We start from the raw sequence: 17,054 nt of genomic DNA, 5'->3' as shown, positions 1-17,054 counted from the left end.
GTGGGTAAAAGGTGGCCCCTGGGTGACGCAGGTCTCACATTACATCGTTGTAATGTGCAGGGCAAGAGAAATTGTTAGCGCCAACAATTTCTCTTTTCGGGAACCTATCGGGTGCTGTCCCGCTCTTCGATGCTGTACGGAACGGACACTATGCGCTGTCCATGGCCCCTGTCCGCCATACGTTCGGTGAGCAGGCGCAACGCCTCGGAAGCGATCATGCGCTTGTCAAAGGACACGGTGGTGAGCGACGGTACAGCGAACCGGCCATCGGCAATATCGTCAAAACCGGCCACAGCAATGTCTTCGGGAACCCGCACGCCGCGCTTCCACAAAGCGTTCAAGGCACCAAGGGCCATTGAATCCGTGAAGCAGAAGAGTGCCTCCGGCAGCGGGTTGCTGTCGAGATACCGCATGACGGACTCCGCCGCGGAGCCAGGCGTCCATTCATCGCAGGCGATCATGAGGGATTCATCCCACGGGATGCCCAGGGAGCGCAGGGCTGCCTCATATCCCTGGGTCCGTTGGATGGCGGTGGCCGATTTCCTTCCCTGGTTGATGCCCAGTACCGCTATGCGGCGCCGCCCCGGGCGGGCCAGGGCCAAGGTCATATCCCGGGCCGCGGCAAAGCTGTCCACAAAAACGCGGTCGGCGAGTTCTTGCGACACCTCACCCAACAGGACCACCGGAGGCAACGCCACACCCACCCGCACGGCACTCTCATCGAGAACAACAGGATTCAGGATCAGGCCATCGATCAGGTTGGCCCGCGCGCGTGTCATCAGTTCCTGTTCCCGTTGGGGGTCGGAACCGGTTTCTTCAATCTGCACGCTCCAGCCCCGGGCATGGGCAACTTCAACGAGGCTTTGGGCGAGTTCCGCAGAGAACGGGGTGCCGAGGTTGGGCAATGCCAGGCCGATCACACCCGAGCGTCCATTGCGCAGTCCACGGGCCGAGAGGTTGGGGACGTAGTCCAGCTCCTGCATGGCCTGCTCAACCCTCAGCCGCGTAGGTCCACTCACCGGAACGATTCCGTTCATGACATTCGAGACCGTTTTGGGTGAGACCCCCGCGCGGCGCGCTACGTCTTTGACCGTTGCGCGCAAGACGCCCCCTTGCTGCAATGTTTTACGGATTTTCCCGTTTTCCACGATGTTACCGCCCGGTTCCCCGGGTACCGCGTCGGGACCCGGTTTGCTGACAGATCACTGTAAAGTGTCTATATGCCCAGGATCACGGCCCCCACGAACGCTGCCCAACGCGCCGAGACCCAACGTCGGATTCTCACGGCCTTCGGCGAGCTCCTCTTCACCCATGGCCTGCCCGGATTGACCATGACCGATGTCGCCCGCCATGCAGGCGTTGGCCGCACAGCGGTCTACAACTATTACGCGGACATGGAGCAGCTCCTCATCGCGTACGCCCTGGACGAGACCGAACGTTTCATCGTCGACCTCCGGGAATCCCTGGCCGCGCTCCAGAACCCGGTGGACCGGCTGGCCCTCTACGTCCGCGCGCAGGTGGAGGACCTCAGCCGACGCCACCTGCCGCCGGGTCCGGCCATGGCAGCCGTCCTCTCCCCCGGCTCCTTTGCCAAGCTCGCAGACCACGTGGGCGACCTCAACGCCTTGCTCGAGGACATCCTCCGGGATGGCGTCCACCAGGGCTACCTTCCGGACATCGACGTCACCCAGCTCGCGCGGCTCATCCACGGCACACTGTCGGCAAGTGCCGCGCGACGCAACCGGACGCCCGACGGCGGGACTCCCCCGCCGCCCCCGGCCTCCGACGTCGGGCTTCTTGCCGCGCAAGAGGCGCAGACAGCGCAGACTGTGCGTTTCATCCAGTTGGGTGCGGGTGCGCGTTTCGACGACGCCGGCAGGCCGGTCCTGCTGGCCACCGCTACCCCAACTGTTTAGTGCCACCCAAACGGGCTAACGCCACGCAAATCCCCGCGTCGCCCACGACTTTGCGTGGCGAAAACCGGGTAGCGGGTCAGCCTGCAGGTCGTGTGGGGATGATGGGCCACTTGGAGTTGTCCGCGATCCGCAGTTCCTCACGCGGACAGAGGAGCTTGCCGGGAGTCTGATCCACCAGCTGCGGCTCCACCAGGCCCTCATAACCCGGGGTGATGATGACGTCCACCGATTCGTCTTCGCGGTTGTCCTGGAAATAGTCAGTCCCCGCCAGGTTGCGCTGGATGTTGAAGGCGGCTGCTTGGCCCTTGACCCCGGACACCACCACGCCGATGCCTGAATATGTGGTGTCACTGTTGCCCACGGACGCCACTGTGTATCCACGGGCAGTGAACTGGTCGGCTACCGTTGCCGCGAGTCCACCGCGGGACGTGGCATTGAGGACGTTGAGCCGCACGGTGTTGTTGGGCACGTAGTCGAAAGTGGTGGAAGGGCACAGGCTGGTGGGGGCTTTGCTGGCAATCGCCGTCGGGACTTTGATGACGCCGTTCATGACCGCCCAGGCACCAACTGCTCCCGCGGCGATCACTCCGAGCAACACCACCAGGACAATGCCGTGGAACAAACGACGCCCGAAGCTGCCTCGCCGGACCGGGGCGTCGTCGGCAAAGGTTGCCCGTAGCTCCGGCCCCGTCACAACACGGTGGCCATGGAGCTGCGTCACATCTTTGGGACGCTTACGTTTTTTTGGCCGGGAGTTATCCTCCCCCGGACCGGACAGCCTAGCCATCGATGACCAATACACGTGCGTGGATGGCAGTCCTTTGGTGCAGCGCCGTGCGGACCGCCCGGTGAAGACCGTCCTCGAGGTACATCACGCCCTGGTACTGGACCACGTGCGGGAACAGATCGCCAAAGAAAGTGGAGTCCTCCGCCAGCAATGCCTCCAGGTCCAAGGTCCGCTTGGTGGTGACCAGATCGTCCAGGCGGACAGGGCGCGGGGGCAGGGCAGCCCAGTCCCTGGGCGCGGAGTATCCATGGTCAGGGTACGGGCGTCCCTCGCCCACAGCTTTGAAGATCACCCTGCAAGCCTATGGAAGATACCGCCGTAACGGAACTTGTGACCCGCGGCACAGGCAGGTTGTAGCCAAAAGGTGACTATCCTTCGCGGGGCGTCACAGACGTCATAGCTGTGTGGTGGGTCTGCGGGACTGACAGAATAGGGGCATGACCCAACCGTTCCCAGGTACTGACCGTGCCGCTGCCCGCACCGAGCCCGCACTGGCCCTGCTGCTGGACGTCGATGGCCCCATAGCCAGCCCTGTGACGCGCGACGTCAAACCGGACATCATCGCCGACATGGTGGCACTTGCCTCAGCCGGAATCCCGGTCATCTTCAACACGGGCCGCTCGGACGCGTTCATCGCCCAGCAGGTCATGGAACCCATGATCGCCGCCGGCATGCCCGCCAACACGGTGATCCACGCCATTTGCGAGAAGGGAGCCGTGTGGTTCAGCTACACCGCTGACGGCCCCGGACCCATCCACGTGGACCGCGAGCTCGCGGTACCGAAGGCCTACGGCGACGATATCCGCCGGCTGGTGGCCGAGGATTACTCCGCCCACATGTTCTTCGATGAGACAAAACGCGCCATGGTTTCCGTGGAGCAACACCTGAACGTAGCCAGCGCGGATTACCTGGCTGAACAGAAACTCTTCGACGCCGACGCCCTGGGCATCATGGAACGGCACGGCCTCAGTGCCGCCATCCTGGACCATCACGCGCCCGGATCCGATGACACTGCAGACTACCGTCTGGACCCCACCATCATCTCCACGGACATCGAGTCCGTGCGCCTGGGCAAGGACCTTGGAGCAAGCCGGGCCGTTGAACTCCTGGCCGCCCAGGGCATCACCCCGCTCTCCTGGCGCACCGTGGGAGATTCCCGGACGGACTACGCCATGGCAGACTGGCTACACCACAACGATCATGACGTGAAGCACGTAGATGTCCGGCCCGCGGACGGCATACCGGTAAAGCCCTACACCATCCTGACTGCCGCAGACCTTGACCTTACAGAGGACGTGATCCACGACGACGCCGGCGGAGCGTTCCTCCGCAGCTGGCGCGAGGCCCTGGCCATCTAGCGGCGACGCAGCACCACCTACACCCAGAAACACCGAAGATCCCGGAGAAACAGCCATCACACAAGCACAGGTCGATCCGATTTACCACGGCAGCCCTTCCGTCGAAGAGGACACGATTGCGGAGGCGGTTTCGCCTGCCGTCGTCGCGCATCTCAAGCACAGGTCCGACGTCGTCCGTCACCGTGGGCGGTACGCCCTGATCAACAGCGACCTGACACCTCAACAGGCCATGGTTTCGGACCTCCTGGCTGTGCGGGCCGCCCTGGATGCCGCAGGCATCGATTTCATCCTGGTGCGGGGCAACGACGAACGTCCGGTCATCGCCGTCGACTGGGAGTCCCGCAAGGACGTCCGGGATGCACTGGCTGCTGCCTTCAAGAACGAGCCCTTCTACGCCATGACGGTGGACGCCCGGAAGAAGACCTCCGTGCTGGTGGCCGACGGCGAACTCTCGGCCAACAGGAAGGCCCGGATCTTCCGCCTGTACCGCCCCCGCGTCGAGGTCGGCGGCGGGCTTTGGTACGGCCCCGCCTTAGGCGTCCAGCTTGAGCTGTGGAGGTTCGAAGGCGACCACCTGGAACTCCCCGTGGAGAACTCACTGACGCGCCGGACCATGCTCCGGCAGGACGCCGTCCGCGGAACCGTGCAGCGGCATGGTTTGGCTTGGCCCACTATCGAGAACATGTTCGCCGACCACGCCAGTGACATCGATTTCGACGTCGACATTGTCTTTTCCTGGGTTGATGGCAGCGATCCCGAGTACATCGCACGCAGGCGCGCCCAGCAGGCCGAAGCCGTCCTTGGTGAAGGCGATGACCATGAGGCCCGATTCCGGCAGATCAACGAACTCAAGTACGCGCTGCGTTCGGTGCACATGTTTGCGCCGTGGATCCGGCGGATCTTCATTGCCACCGATTCTCCCGCCCCTGAGTGGCTGGCCGACCACCCTGCCGTGACGATCGTTCGGAGCGAGGAATTCTTCGCCGATCCTTCCGTGCTGCCCACCCACAACTCCCAGGCGGTGGAGTGCCAGCTCCACCACATCGAGGGCCTGTCCGAGCACTTCCTGTACTCGAATGACGACATGTTCTTTGGCCGGCCCGTGGGCCCGGACATGTTCTTCACGCCCGGCGGCATCACCAAGTTCATCGAAGCGGACACCCGCATCGGCCTGGGCGAGAACGACGCCGAACGCAGCGGCTTTGAGAACGCCGCCCGCGTCAACCGCAAGCTTCTCTGGGAACGGTTCGGCCGCATCACCACGCGGCACCTGGAGCATACCGCTGCCCCGTTACGGCGCAGCGTGGTGGCACAGATGGAGAAGGAATTCCCCGCCGAGTTCGCCAAGACCGCAGGCAGCCGTTTCCGCGCCGCGGACAACATCTCGGTCACCAACTCGCTGTACCACTATTACGCCCTGCTGACCGGCCGCGCCGTGACGCAGACCGCCGCCAAGGTCAGGTATGTGGACACCACCATGTGGGCCGGGCTGCACTACCTGCCCAAGCTTTTGGCCAAGCGTCACATGGACTTCTTCTGCCTGAACGACGGCAGCTTCCCTGAGGTTGACTCGGAAGAACGAGCTGAGCTGGTGACCGACTTCCTGGAGAAGTACTTCCCTGTCAAGGCGCCTTGGGAGAAATAAGCGGCAAGGACGACGTCAGCGTTCCCGGGGAAGTGTGGGCCCCCACACGGGACTCGTGCGGGATGCGGATGCCGGCAGCGGCCAGTCGCCGCTGAACCTCCGCCGCGTCCACGGGTTCGCCCACGGTGACCCCGCCGGACATCGGCACCACGGAGTGCACAATGGTGTGCTCGTACACGTGGATCATGTTGTAGGACTGGGCGCCGTCGCGTCCCCGTTGCCCGCCCGCGCGCACGCCCAGGTCCTGGGTGTAACACGTCGCCGAGGCGACGGACACCGGGATGCCGGCGAAGCTCGCCGTCGTGGAGTAATGCAGGTGTCCACCCAGGATGGTCCGGACGTCGGTATTACGGACGACGGCGGCCAGCGCGGCCTGGCCGCGCAGCTCCACCAGGACCGCGAGGTCCTGCACGCACGGGACCGGCGGGTGGTGCAGCGCCAGGATGGTGCCGTCCGGCGCCGGGGTCGCGAGCTCGGCTGCCAGCCAGTCCAGCTGGGCCTCGGACAGTTCACCGTAATGGTGGCCCGGGACCGTGGTGTCCAGGGTAATGATGCGGAGTCCATCGACGAAGTAGCTGCGGTCAACAGGGTCCTGCGGCTGGCTTGCTTCCGAGGCGTCCATGAAGGCGGTGCGGAAGTTGGCCCGGTTGTCATGGTTTCCCATGGCCCAGATCGCCTTGGCGCCCAGGGCGTCGCAGACCGGCTCTATCATGACGCGGAGGCGTTTGTAGGCTTCGAGCTCGCCCTTGTCCGCGAGGTCGCCGGTAAAAATGATGGCCGCGGGCTTGATCCGGGAAGCAATGATCTGTTGGCAGATCTCCTGCAACCGGGCAGAACTGTCGACTGAGCCGTGGAGCGTGCCTGGACCACCCACCAGGTGAAGATCGCTCAAGTGCAAAAGCACATGACCTGGGTGGGGGTACTCTGCCTCGATGAGCTCCATAGCTTGCCTTAGCGTTTGGTGGGAGACGGCGTCTCCCGTGTCAATCCAGTAGGGCCAATCCAACCAGACAACAAGCCAACAACTGGCTAATTTCCGGCGGAATGTTGGAAAATTACTTTCCTCCCTTCAGGTTTGGCGGCTTACGCCAACGCCTTTTCCACTGCCGTCAAAAGGTCTTCGGAGTCAGGCTCCACTGCGGATGGGAATCTCCCCACGAGTTCTCCCGCCCGGTTAATGACGAACTTTTCGAAGTTCCACTTCACCTTGACGGGCTGGCCGTCGTCGTCCCGGGTGAGCTCGGCGAAAAGGGGGTGCTGCTCCTTGCCCAGGACGTTCGCCTTGCTGGTCAGCGGGAACGTGACACCAAAGTTACGCTCGCAGAACTCCGCGATCTCCGCATCTGCACCCGGCTCCTGGCCGCCGAACTGGTTGCAGGGGACGCCGAGAATCTCCAGTCCCTGCCCGCGGTACTTGCCGTACAGTTCCTCAAGGCCCGCGTATTGACGGGTGAAGCCGCACTCCGAAGCCACATTCACCACCATTACAGCCTTGCCCTGGAACCGTCCGAAGTCACCTTCGGAGCCGTCATTGAACGTGATGGGAATGCTGTAAAGGCTGGTCATGGGATTCGCTTCCTGACGTCTTCGGCTGGCGGGATCGCCGCCATCGAGCTTACGGGAGCCGGCTGAGGGCCACGAAATGCAGGCCCTTGCGTTTTTTAGGGAGCGGGAATGACGAGCGTGGACAAAGGCACTATTACGCCGTCCGGCCGCTGGACCAGGTCCGGTGCGATCAGGATGTAACCGGGCGGGAGCGTCACAACCGGAAGCGCGGACGGGAGGACCGCCACCGGCGTCGGCGCGGGTGCCGGGGCCACAGGCGTCGGAGCGGGTGCCACGGCTTGCGTAACCGTAGGAACGATCGGTGCCACCGCAGGTGCGGGCTCCACGACCGCGGGTGCGGGCGGCGCGGGTGCGGGCGGTGCGGGTGGTTCGACGACGGCGGCTGGCGGCGGTGCGACAGCTGACTGGACGGTTGGTGCCTGGACGGTTGATACCGGATCCGTCGGCGCAACCGGAGCTGTGGTGGTTTCAGGAACCGCGGGCGGGGACGTCGGAGTATCGGTGGGTGTCGGCGTGGGGGTAACCGTCGGCGTCGGGGTGACCGCCGGCGTGGGAGTCGGCGTGGGAGTCGCTGTGGGGGTCGGGGTGACCGTCGGCGTCGCGGGGGCTGTCGGCGTCGCCGTCACGGACGGTGACGGTACCGGCGTCGTGGTTTGTGTCGGTGACGTCACCACAGGGCCGGGCGGGTTGACCGAGGTGACGGGCGGGACCACCACTGGTGGCGCGACGGGTTCTTCGTGTTCGCCGCCGATGACAGCGCGGTTGGTGCCGTCGGCAACGGGGACGGCCCACTGGGGCGCGGAGGCTCCCGTGCCAACTCCCGGCTGGTAGTTCACGAACGTCATGGTTTGCAGCGGATCCACCTGCTTTATGGGCAGGTACGTCCAACCGTTGGGGTTGGTGTGGAGTCCGTTCACGATTGTTTCGAAGTGGAGGTGGCATCCCGTGGACCAACCGGTGGTGCCAACCTCGGCAATGACTTCGCCGACGCGGACCGACTGGCCCTGCGTCACTCCGATGGCTTGAAGATGGTTGTAGGTGGTGACCAGGCCGTTGCCGTGTTCGATCTCCACCCGGTTGCCGCCACCCCAGATGTGCCAGCCAACCGCGCGGACCACGCCGGCGTCGGCTGCATAAACACGCGTTCCGCAAGCTGCAGCGTAGTCCTGCCCCCAGTGGAACTCACCGGCCAGCCCGGTCAGTGGGCTGTAGCGGTAACCGTAGGGGGAACTAGGATTGAGGACTTCGAGAGGGGCGTAGAGGCTGCCGGCGGGCGGACGGGAGAGTCCGGCCGAAGCCACCGTCAGCCCGGTGGAACCGTCCTTGCTTACTGTCCGGACCATCGCCCGGTCAAAGAAGACCATTGGCGTGCCGGGCGTTTGCTCGGGGGGCGCCTGTGTGGGGTCAATGACCATGGTTTCGGCTTCCGGCGGGGTTAGGCTCCCCAATGCCGTGGGGCCTACGACGCCCTGGGCAACTGTTCCGTCCACATTTCCTACGGGGACGGACGTCAGGGGCTGGAAGCCGAAGGCGAAGAAGGCCAGGGCCGCAAGGCATCCGGCGATAAGAACGCGGCGGAATTTTTCAGTGCGGATCAGGTCAATCGCCCGGTCTGATTCATGATGCTTGCCCACAAAACACTCCCCAAAAGCCAGCGGCACCAAACCCCAGCCTGGCGTGCAAGCACCATTGTTGCGGGTATCACCTCAGAAATAAAGGCTTCGCGGGCGCCGTGGAGCGAAAGGTTGGATCAGTTTTTGCTCAAGACGTCTTGAGCTTCGCCGGGGGCGCTTTTGCTGTGGATACTCATGGAAACCGACAGGCTCGAAAAGCACCCCTACCGTCGAGTGAATGCGTTGCGTTAAGGGCCCCTTTACCGGCAGTTTTGCGGGCGGGCCTTCGCGGGCGGGCCTTCGGGCGGCGGCACTCAGCCCTCTGACCGACCGCGGGTATTCGGCGGCCTTGACCTTCAGACGGGTCCGAGATGTTCTCGAAGTTGATTCAGACCATCCCGGATCCTCGATTTGATGGTAGGCAGCGGTTTTGAGAGTCTTTCGGCGACCTCGCGGTAGGTGAGGGAGCCGAAATAGGCCAGGACGATCGCTTCACGTTGCAACGGCGATAGTGCTGCAAGTGAGTCCGTGAGTTCCAGCACTTCCGTTCGGTCCATCAAAGAGGCTGCGACCTCGTCGTAGGGCCGGGTCCAGGATGCGGCGGCCCATCGTGCGTTGCGGGTGTTGCTGCTTTGATGCGAACGAACCTTGTCCACAGCCTTGCGGTGGGCGATCGTCAACAGCCAAGTGGTCGGGCTACCTTTTGCAGGATCGTAGGTTGCTGCGTCACGCCACACCACAATGAAGACTTCCTGGGCTACTTCCTCGGCGAGGCCAGGATCCAACACCACTCGGCGCGCAAGCCCGAAAACCCGAGGTGAGGTGCGCCTGTAAAACTCTGTGAAGGCCTCCTGACTGCCCTGTCCGGTAGCCCGCAGTAATCCGATGAGATTCGTGTCATGGTCTTCGGGAGCGGGAGTATCGCTGTGGACGGCACCGCTACCCTGCGGCGCAGCGGTGCCGTCCAGGGTAGATCGAGTGAGGTCCACGTGGCTATCCGTGATGTCGGTGCGTTTGCCCAGGACATTACAAAGTCCAGACGGTGGATCTTCGATGAAAGTAGTCAGGACAATCACGACTCCGTTGGGAAGCGACAGGAACAATCGTAAGAATACATATAACTAGTCTGTCTAGCTAGTTTTCCGCGTGAAATTTCTCCCTTTCACCGGCGGGTACGATCCACAGCCGCCCGGCACAGGATTGACTTACGGGCGCTGCAGCCCCTTCTCGCGGGTAGTGAATTGGAGCTGGATGCTCTTGAGCTCGGCGCGTGGAAGTGCGGCCGTCACGACGCCGCCGATTGCCGGTTGGGCGCCGACGCCGTAGACGAACGGGTCCGCATCAACCTCCGCACCGGGCACACTGACTCCAGTGATGACGGTGCTGGCCTGACTGTTGACCACCCGACCGGTTATTGGGGGTGCGTGTTGGTCCCAAGGTTTGCTGCCCGGCCAAATCCCCTGCCGGTACTGAATCATGAGGATGGTACGTGTAAACGGGCCTAAGTTTTCGAGTGTCAATGTTCCACTGACGGAGCCCCGTCGGGACGCCCGGGGTTTGCCCGAGGCCGGATCAGCCCAGGTTTTCCTTGAGCAGCGCGCGGTGCTCGACGGCAGCGGTGGAGTGGAGCGCACGGCCCGCCTCGGTAAGTTCCAGGAACAGCGAGCGGCGGTCCTCTTCGCAGGTCTGCCGGGACACCAAGCCCGCCTTTTCCAAGCGGTCCACCACTTTGGAGACAGCACTTTGCGTCATGGGGGTCCGCTCCCCCAGGGACTTCATGCGGCACGACGACTCTTCGCTCTCGGCCACGAGGTCAAGGATTTCGAACTCATTGAGGCCGATGTCGAATTTGGCTTCCAGGGCGCGGTCGATTGCTCCTGCGGTTCGGAAGTAGGAGCTCTGGATGTCGCGCCACTGCTCGACCAGTTCACGGTCTTCCAGCTGGCGGTCACGCGTCGTTGCCATGCCCCGATTCTAGTTCATGAACCACTTAAAATCCACGTCATAAGATTCCGCGTCATATTCCTTGTCATTGAATGACACGTCATATAGATTGATCGCATGACCTCACCCACCACCCTCAAAACCTCTGCCGAGCCGCCCTTGGTTTCAGCTGTTCGCTGGACCCGGGCCCAATGGCTCCTGTTGATGGTCGTCTGCACCGTCCTGGCCTTGGACGGGCTGGACGTATCCATGGTCGGCGTCGCGCTTCCATCCATCGGACAAGAACTCCACCTCGGAACCGATTCGCTGCAGTGGATCGTCTCTGCCTACGTCCTTGGTTACGGCAGCCTGCTGCTCCTTGGTGGCCGCCTCGCGGACCTGCTGGGCCGCCGTCGAATCTTCCTCATCGCCTTGACGGTGTTCGCAGCAGCGTCGCTCCTTGGCGGCCTGGTGGACGACCCCGCCGTCCTGATCGCCACGCGTTTCGTGAAGGGTCTCGCAGCGGCCTTCACCGCACCTACCGGATTCTCGATCATCACCACAAACTTTGCCGAAGGACGCGAGCGCAACAAGGCGCTGTCCATCTTCACAACGTTCGGAGCCAGCGGATTCTCGCTGGGACTGGTGGTCGGCGGCCTGATGACCAGCCTCAGCTGGCGCTGGACCTTCCTGGTCTCCGTCCCGATCGCCGTCGTCGTGGTCCTGCTGGGGATCAAATTCATCCCCAAGGACAAGCCGTCCGCCGAAAACAGCGGACACGACATCTGGGGTGCGGTGACGCTGGCACTGGGCATGCTCGGCCTTGTGTACACCTTGGTTTCAGCACCGGAGCAGGGCTGGGGATCTGTGGCAACAATCGCCGGGTTCACAGTTTCTGTCGCCGTGCTGGCAGCCTTTGCAATCATTGAAAACAAGGTCAAGCATCCGCTGATCCGTTTCGGCATCCTGAAGGAGGGCTGGGTAGCAAGGGCCAACCTCAGCGCCGTGGGACTGTTCGGGTCCTACCTGAGCTTCCAGTTCATCGTCACCATGTTCCTGCAGTCCGTCCTCGGCTGGACACCGTTGGGTATGGCGCTGGCCCTGCTGCCGGCCGGCCTTCTGGTGGCCACCAGCGCACCGTTTGCGGACCGGCTCATTGAAAAGTTCGGGGCCACGCAGCTGATCCTCACCGGCCTTACCGCCCTCGGCCTGGGTTACGTCCTCTTCCTCCGCGTGGGCACAACTCCGAACTACGCCCTGGACATCCTGCCCTCAGTGGTCCTGCTGGGCGTCGGCTTTGCCCTGGCCTTCCCTTCCATCAACGTCCAGGCCACAGCCGGGATCAAGGACTCCGAACAGGGACTCGCCGCGGGCCTGATCCAAACGAGCACCCAGGTTGGGGCGGCGCTGGTCCTCGCCATCACCACCGCATTGGTCAGCGGTCACGGCCAGGCCGCGGGAACAGTCAGCGCCCAAGCCATGCTGGAACAGTACCGTCCGGGACTTATCCTGAGTGCCGCCGTCGCAATTGCCGCCCTGCTGGTGGCCGCAGCGCCTTCCCGTCGTCGCGTCCGCCCCTAACCCGGAGTTTTTGTACAGCTAATGCCCTTATGAGCCCTTCATAAGGGCATTAGCTGTACAGAAACTCCCTCTGTACGGTCTGGCGAATCTGCGGTCTCATGGGATGCATGAGGAATTACCTCACTGAGTACCGCCACGAATTGCAGCGCACGTTCACCGGCACGTCGGGGACGCCGCCTGAGTGGGTGCCGCGCCTGGCGGAAGGGAACGACGCCGGATATCACCTCCCGGGCTCGGCCGTCTGGGCGGTTCACGGCCACGTCGCCACCATCGTGGCAGGCATCCGGGTCCTGCTGATGCAGGCCCTCCACCCCGGCGCGCTGGCCGGAGTGTATGAGCACTCGGGTTTCCAGAAGGACCCCTTGGGTCGCCTGGCTAACACGGTCCGGTGGATCTTCACCGTGACCTACGGATCCACCGAAGCGGCCGAGTCCGCAACCGCCGTGGTGCGCCGGATCCACGAACGCGTCCGCGGGACCTATGTGGACGGGCTCGGCGTCCAACGACCGTACGCGGCCAATGATCCCGAACTCCTCCGCTGGGTCCACGTCACCTACGCCGACTCGTTCCTCACGGCCAACCGCATTTGGGGTGCTGCCATCCCGGGCGGGGCCGACGCCTACGTCCGCGAATGGGCTGCGGCAGGCCGACTCATAGGCGTTCAGGATCCGCCGCTCACCGAATCGCAGGTCCGTGACGAGCTGGAGGGTTGGTACGCCTCCGGCATCCTTCGGGCGGACGACCGCCTGGCAGAGACCGTCTCGTTCATTCGGCACCCTCCTTTGAGCCCACTCCTCAAACCCGGGTACCGCATACTGTTTGCGGCCGCCGTCGCAAGCCTTGAACCGAAGTACAGGGAACTGCTGGGGCTCCAGCGAGCCCGGCTGGGCTTCGTCCCGCTGCCGGTCATCACGGCGGCGAGGGTGGTGCTGGGCATGGTCCGGCTCGCTCTGGGATCACACGGCCCCAGCGAACAGGCGGCGCGGCAAAGACTGCAACGTCTCGGCTACGCCGCCTGACATCACCCAGGGGCGAGCTCTCACCCTTTTGGGGACTCCGCGAAATGCCGAAAGCCAACCCCTCAGCGGACCTCACCTTGTGTGGGGTTCGCCGAGGGGTTGGCTTTTGGCATTTTACGGGCATTTGTTGTGCCGAGAGCTCACCCCTCGGCACCTGAACTAGATCAGGTGATCCGACAGGTGGTTCGGGGTGCCGAAGCGGTGGGCCGTGATGGACACCGCCTGCTCGCGGAGGAACGGCAGCATCTCGATCCGTCCGGCCTGGGTCACGGCGCCGTGGTACACCGCGACGTCGGGACGGCCACCCATCGCTGCGCTCAGCGCGGCGAAGTCGCCACCGATCAAGCGGATCCGGCCGGCGTCGAAGTTGGCCGCACGGCCCAGCCACGCGGCGTCGTCCTCGATCCGCACGTTGACGCCCAGACCGGCGAAAGCGGTCACCACAGCGTCAGGAAGTGCGACGGCGGAGCTCACCGTGAGCTTCGAGCCCGCCACTGCACCGGCTGCCACAACGCGGATCAGCTCAGCGAGCCGCTCGCCTTCGGAGAGGCGGATGGTCACGGGCAGGGACCGGTAACGGAAGACGTTGCGCTCTGCGGTCAGTGCGGAGACGTCCTTGCAGGTGCCGAACTCGGATTCCCAGGCTGCGGCGTCGCTGAAGAGTGCCTGCTGGAGGGTCTCGTATTCCTCGGCGGTCACGTCAGCGGACTTGGCTGCAGCGAGGAGCTGGGCAGCAGCACCCTGAAGGACGGTGCCCCGCTGGCCCTTGGCCTCGGCTGGCACCCACGAGCCGAGCCCGATCAGGTAGTTCGGTCCGCCTGCCTTGGTTCCTGCACCGACGGCCGACTTCTTCCAGCCACCGAACGGCTGGCGCTGCACAATCGCACCGGTGATGCCGCGGTTGACGTACAGGTTTCCGGCCTGGATCTTGTCCAGCCAGACACCCATTTCAGCTGAGTCCAGGGAGTGCAGGCCGGCGGTGAGGCCGTACTCGATCTCGTTCTGGATGGCGATGGCTTCTTCGAGGGTTTCAGCGGTCATGACACCCAGCACAGGGCCGAAGAACTCGGTCAGGTGGAAGTAGGAGCCACGCTTGACGCCCGAACGGATGCCCGGGGACCACAAGCGGCCGGTCTCGTCGAGGCGCTCGGGCTTGATGGCCCAGGTTTCGCCGTCGCCCAAGGTGGTGAGGGCGTTCAGGAGCTTGCCGTTGGCGGGCTCGATGATCGGCCCCATCTGCGTGGTGGCATTCTCCGGGTAGCCAACGGTCAGGGAGCGCGCGGCGTCGATCAGCTGGTTGTGGAAGCGGGCACTCTTCGCGACCGAGCCCACCAGGATCACCAGGGATGCGGCCGAGCACTTCTGGCCCGCGTGGCCGAACGCCGAGTACACGACATCCTTGGCTGCGAGGTCAAGATCGGCGCTCGGGGTGACGATGATGGCGTTCTTGCCGGAGGTCTCGGCGAGCAGCGGCAGGTCCTGGCGGAAGGAGCGGAACAGCTCAGCGGTTTCATAGCCACCGGTGAGGATCACGCGGTCAACGCTCGGGTGCGAGACCAGCTGGGTGCCCAGCTCACGCTCTTCGAGCTGCACCAGCGCCAGAACTTCACGCGGTACACCGGCTTCCCACAGCGCATCCACCATGACCGAACCGGACCGGCGGGCCTGCTTTGCAGGCTTGATCACGACGGCGGAACCTGAGGCGAGCGCTGCGAGCGTCGAGCCTGCGGGGATCGCCACCGGGAAGTTCCACGGTGGTGTCACCACGGTGAGGTTCGCTGGGACGAATGTGGCGCCGTCGACCGTTTCCAGGTCCTTGGCGCGCTCGGCGTAGTAGTGCGCGAAGTCGATTGCTTCGCTGACCTCGGGGTCGCCCTGGTCGATGGTCTTGCCGGTTTCGGAAGCCATGACCTCCAGGAGTTCGGCGCGTCGGGCCTCAAGGACTTCACCGGCGCGGTGCAGGATGGCTGCCCGCTCGGCGGCGGGACGGGCGCCCCAGGCCTTCCCGGCGTCAACGGCGGAGGCAATGATCTGCTCGAGTTCGGCGGCGTCGGAAACCTTGGTGGATTCGACGATCTTGTTCCCGGCCGTGGATCCCGGGATGCGCTTGAGGATGTCGCGGCCCCAGGCACGGTTTGCCGGGAGTGCCGGGTCGGTGTCAGGGGTGTTGCGGAAGCCTTCGGTGGGGGCGGGTTCGGCCGGAAGGCGGCGGTCCTGCTGGCGGTTGGGCCCCGGAACTTCACTCTTCATGTTGGCCAGTGAGCTCAGGAAGCGCTGCTGTTCGCGCTTGAAGAGACTCTCATTTTCACTGAGTTCGAAGACCGCGGACATGAAGTTTTCCTGGCTCGCACCCTCTTCGAGGCGGCGGATCAGGTAGGCGATGGCGACGTCGAACTCGCCCGGGTGGACCACCGGTGTGTAGAGCAGAAGGCTGCCGACATCCTTGCGGACCGCGGTGGCCTGGCCTGTTGCCATGCCCAGGAGCATTTCGAACTCGATGCCCTCGGTAACCCCGCGCTGCTTGGCCAGGAGCCAGGCGAAGGCAACATCGAAGAGGTTGTGACCGGCGACGCCGATGCGGACGGCGTCAACGCGCTCCGGGGTGAGGGCGTAGTTGATGACGTTCTTGTAGCTGGTGTCCGAGTCCTGCTTGGTGCCCCAGGTAGCCAGCGGCCAGTCGTGCAGCGAGGCTTCAACCTGCTCCATGGGGAGGTTGGCACCCTTGACGACGCGGACCTTGATGGGTGCGCCACCTTCGGCGCGACGGGCGGAGGCCCACTCCTGCAGTTCCTGCATGGCACCAAGTGCGTCAGGCAGGTAGGCCTGGAGGACAATGCCGGCTTCCAGGTTCTTGAACTCCGGCATGTCCAGGATGCGCTTGAACACCGCGATGGTCATGCTGAGGTCCTTGTATTCCTCCATGTCCAGGTTGATGAACTTGGGCTTGGGGAAGGACGCTGCGAGGCGGTAAAGGGGGGTGAGCTTCTCAACAACGTGGTCGACGGCTTCGTCGAAGGCCCACGGGGAGTGCGGAGCAACTGTGGAGGATTCCTTGATGGAGACGTAGTCAACGTCCTCGCGGGCCAGCAGCTTCAGGGTGCCTTCCAGACGACGCTGGGCTTCGTGCTCGCCCAGGACGGCTTCGCCGAGGAGGTTCACGTTCAGGTGCACGCCGTCCTGGCGGATCTTGGCGATGGCCGGACCGAGCTTGGCGTCGGTGGCGTCAACGATCAAGTGGCCCACCATCTCGCGGAGCACGCGGCGGGCGATCGGGATGACAATTTGTGGCAGGATCGGGGCCATGACGCCACCCACCCGGACAGCGCTGCGCATGTACCAGGGAAGGAACTTGGGAACCTTCGGGGCGAGCTCGGCGAGTTTACGGCCGGCGACCGACAGGTCCTCGGGGCGGATGACGCCGTCGACGAATCCAACCGTGAAGTCAAGGCCGTTCGGGTCCTTCAGGACGCCGGCGAGGCGCTGGGCGGAGACGTCCACGGGGATCTTGCCGGCTTCAGTCAACCAGTGGCGGACCAAGGCAATGGCTTCCTGGGCCAGAGCATCGAACTGCCCCGATTCCTCGGTGCGCGGGGCGGTGGCATCCGGGAGGGTGCTGGTCATGGGGGCTCCTTCTGAGACGGAGAAG

The 17,054-nt window shown here is 64.1% G+C and carries 15 protein-coding genes; 5 read left to right on the top strand and 10 right to left on the bottom strand.

The window, feature by feature from the left end:
- Positions 1–104 precede the first annotated feature (104 nt).
- Positions 105–1,103: a LacI family DNA-binding transcriptional regulator gene (locus JMY29_RS03035; RefSeq protein WP_189076191.1), complete on the bottom strand. Its 999-nt coding sequence runs from the start codon at positions 1,101–1,103 to the stop codon at positions 105–107.
- A 117-nt stretch (positions 1,104–1,220) separates the two neighbouring features.
- Here JMY29_RS03035 and JMY29_RS03030 point away from each other — a divergent pair, with 117 nt between their 5' ends.
- Positions 1,221–1,916 carry a TetR/AcrR family transcriptional regulator gene (locus JMY29_RS03030; RefSeq protein ID WP_018778075.1) on the top strand — a complete coding sequence of 232 codons (696 nt, stop codon included), beginning with the start codon at positions 1,221–1,223 and terminating at the stop codon, positions 1,914–1,916.
- Between the two features lie 76 nt (positions 1,917–1,992).
- On the opposite strand, the gene JMY29_RS03025 is transcribed toward JMY29_RS03030, so the two are convergent.
- Together JMY29_RS03025 and JMY29_RS03020 are read right to left on the bottom strand one after the other, a co-directional pair.
- Positions 1,993–2,637: a LytR C-terminal domain-containing protein gene (locus JMY29_RS03025; RefSeq protein ID WP_020608530.1), complete on the bottom strand. Its 645-nt coding sequence runs from the start codon at positions 2,635–2,637 to the stop codon at positions 1,993–1,995.
- A 58-nt stretch (positions 2,638–2,695) separates the two neighbouring features.
- The gene (locus JMY29_RS03020; protein WP_018778077.1) at positions 2,696–2,995 is read right to left on the bottom strand and encodes a type II toxin-antitoxin system VapB family antitoxin; all 300 of its coding nucleotides are present in this window, start codon (positions 2,993–2,995) and stop codon (positions 2,696–2,698) included.
- A 145-nt stretch (positions 2,996–3,140) separates the two neighbouring features.
- Here JMY29_RS03020 and JMY29_RS03015 point away from each other — a divergent pair, with 145 nt between their 5' ends.
- Both JMY29_RS03015 and JMY29_RS03010 read left to right on the top strand, forming a co-directional pair.
- Complete coding sequence (locus JMY29_RS03015) at positions 3,141–4,061, top strand: Cof-type HAD-IIB family hydrolase (RefSeq protein WP_189076192.1); 921 nt, start codon at positions 3,141–3,143, stop codon at positions 4,059–4,061.
- Between the two features lie 229 nt (positions 4,062–4,290).
- Positions 4,291–5,706, top strand: a complete 1,416-nt coding sequence (locus JMY29_RS03010) for a stealth family protein (RefSeq protein WP_018778079.1) — start codon at positions 4,291–4,293, stop codon at positions 5,704–5,706.
- On the opposite strand, the gene JMY29_RS03005 is transcribed toward JMY29_RS03010, so the two are convergent.
- The 6 genes from JMY29_RS03005 to JMY29_RS02980 form a co-directional block, all read right to left on the bottom strand.
- Positions 5,684–6,649, bottom strand: a complete 966-nt coding sequence (locus JMY29_RS03005; RefSeq protein WP_018778080.1) for a phosphodiesterase — start codon at positions 6,647–6,649, stop codon at positions 5,684–5,686. The two genes, JMY29_RS03010 and JMY29_RS03005, sit on opposite strands and share 23 nt — an antisense overlap.
- Positions 6,650–6,789: 140 nt before the next feature.
- Positions 6,790–7,272: a glutathione peroxidase gene (locus tag JMY29_RS03000; RefSeq protein ID WP_018778081.1), complete on the bottom strand. Its 483-nt coding sequence runs from the start codon at positions 7,270–7,272 to the stop codon at positions 6,790–6,792.
- Positions 7,273–7,367: 95 nt separating this feature from the next.
- On the bottom strand, positions 7,368–8,906 hold the full coding sequence (locus JMY29_RS02995) for a M23 family metallopeptidase (protein WP_189076193.1): 1,539 nt from the start codon (positions 8,904–8,906) through the stop codon (positions 7,368–7,370).
- A 335-nt stretch (positions 8,907–9,241) separates the two neighbouring features.
- Positions 9,242–9,961, bottom strand: coding sequence for an ECF RNA polymerase sigma factor SigK (gene sigK, locus JMY29_RS02990; RefSeq protein ID WP_189076194.1), 720 nt, complete (start codon positions 9,959–9,961; stop codon positions 9,242–9,244).
- Between the two features lie 129 nt (positions 9,962–10,090).
- Positions 10,091–10,288 carry a hypothetical protein gene (locus tag JMY29_RS02985; protein WP_229778628.1) on the bottom strand — a complete coding sequence of 66 codons (198 nt, stop codon included), beginning with the start codon at positions 10,286–10,288 and terminating at the stop codon, positions 10,091–10,093.
- Between the two features lie 169 nt (positions 10,289–10,457).
- On the bottom strand, positions 10,458–10,850 hold the full coding sequence (locus tag JMY29_RS02980; RefSeq protein ID WP_018778087.1) for a MarR family winged helix-turn-helix transcriptional regulator: 393 nt from the start codon (positions 10,848–10,850) through the stop codon (positions 10,458–10,460).
- A gap of 96 nt (positions 10,851–10,946) precedes the next feature.
- On the opposite strand from JMY29_RS02980, the gene JMY29_RS02975 reads away from it, so the two are divergent.
- Together JMY29_RS02975 and JMY29_RS02970 are read left to right on the top strand one after the other, a co-directional pair.
- Positions 10,947–12,389, top strand: coding sequence for an MFS transporter (locus tag JMY29_RS02975; RefSeq protein ID WP_189076195.1), 1,443 nt, complete (start codon positions 10,947–10,949; stop codon positions 12,387–12,389).
- A 98-nt stretch (positions 12,390–12,487) separates the two neighbouring features.
- On the top strand, positions 12,488–13,408 hold the full coding sequence (locus JMY29_RS02970) for an oxygenase MpaB family protein (RefSeq protein ID WP_035733698.1): 921 nt from the start codon (positions 12,488–12,490) through the stop codon (positions 13,406–13,408).
- A 159-nt stretch (positions 13,409–13,567) separates the two neighbouring features.
- Here the strand turns inward: JMY29_RS02970 and JMY29_RS02965 are convergent, their stop codons facing one another.
- Positions 13,568–17,029 (bottom strand): proline dehydrogenase family protein, encoded by a 3,462-nt coding sequence (locus JMY29_RS02965; RefSeq protein WP_189076196.1) that lies wholly within the window; start codon positions 17,027–17,029, stop codon positions 13,568–13,570.
- Positions 17,030–17,054: the final 25 nt, after the last annotated feature.

It is taken from the genome of Paenarthrobacter nicotinovorans (genome assembly GCF_021919345.1).
Lineage (GTDB): Bacteria > Actinomycetota > Actinomycetes > Actinomycetales > Micrococcaceae > Arthrobacter > Arthrobacter nicotinovorans.
This window is presented reverse-complemented; position numbering and strand designations above follow the sequence as displayed.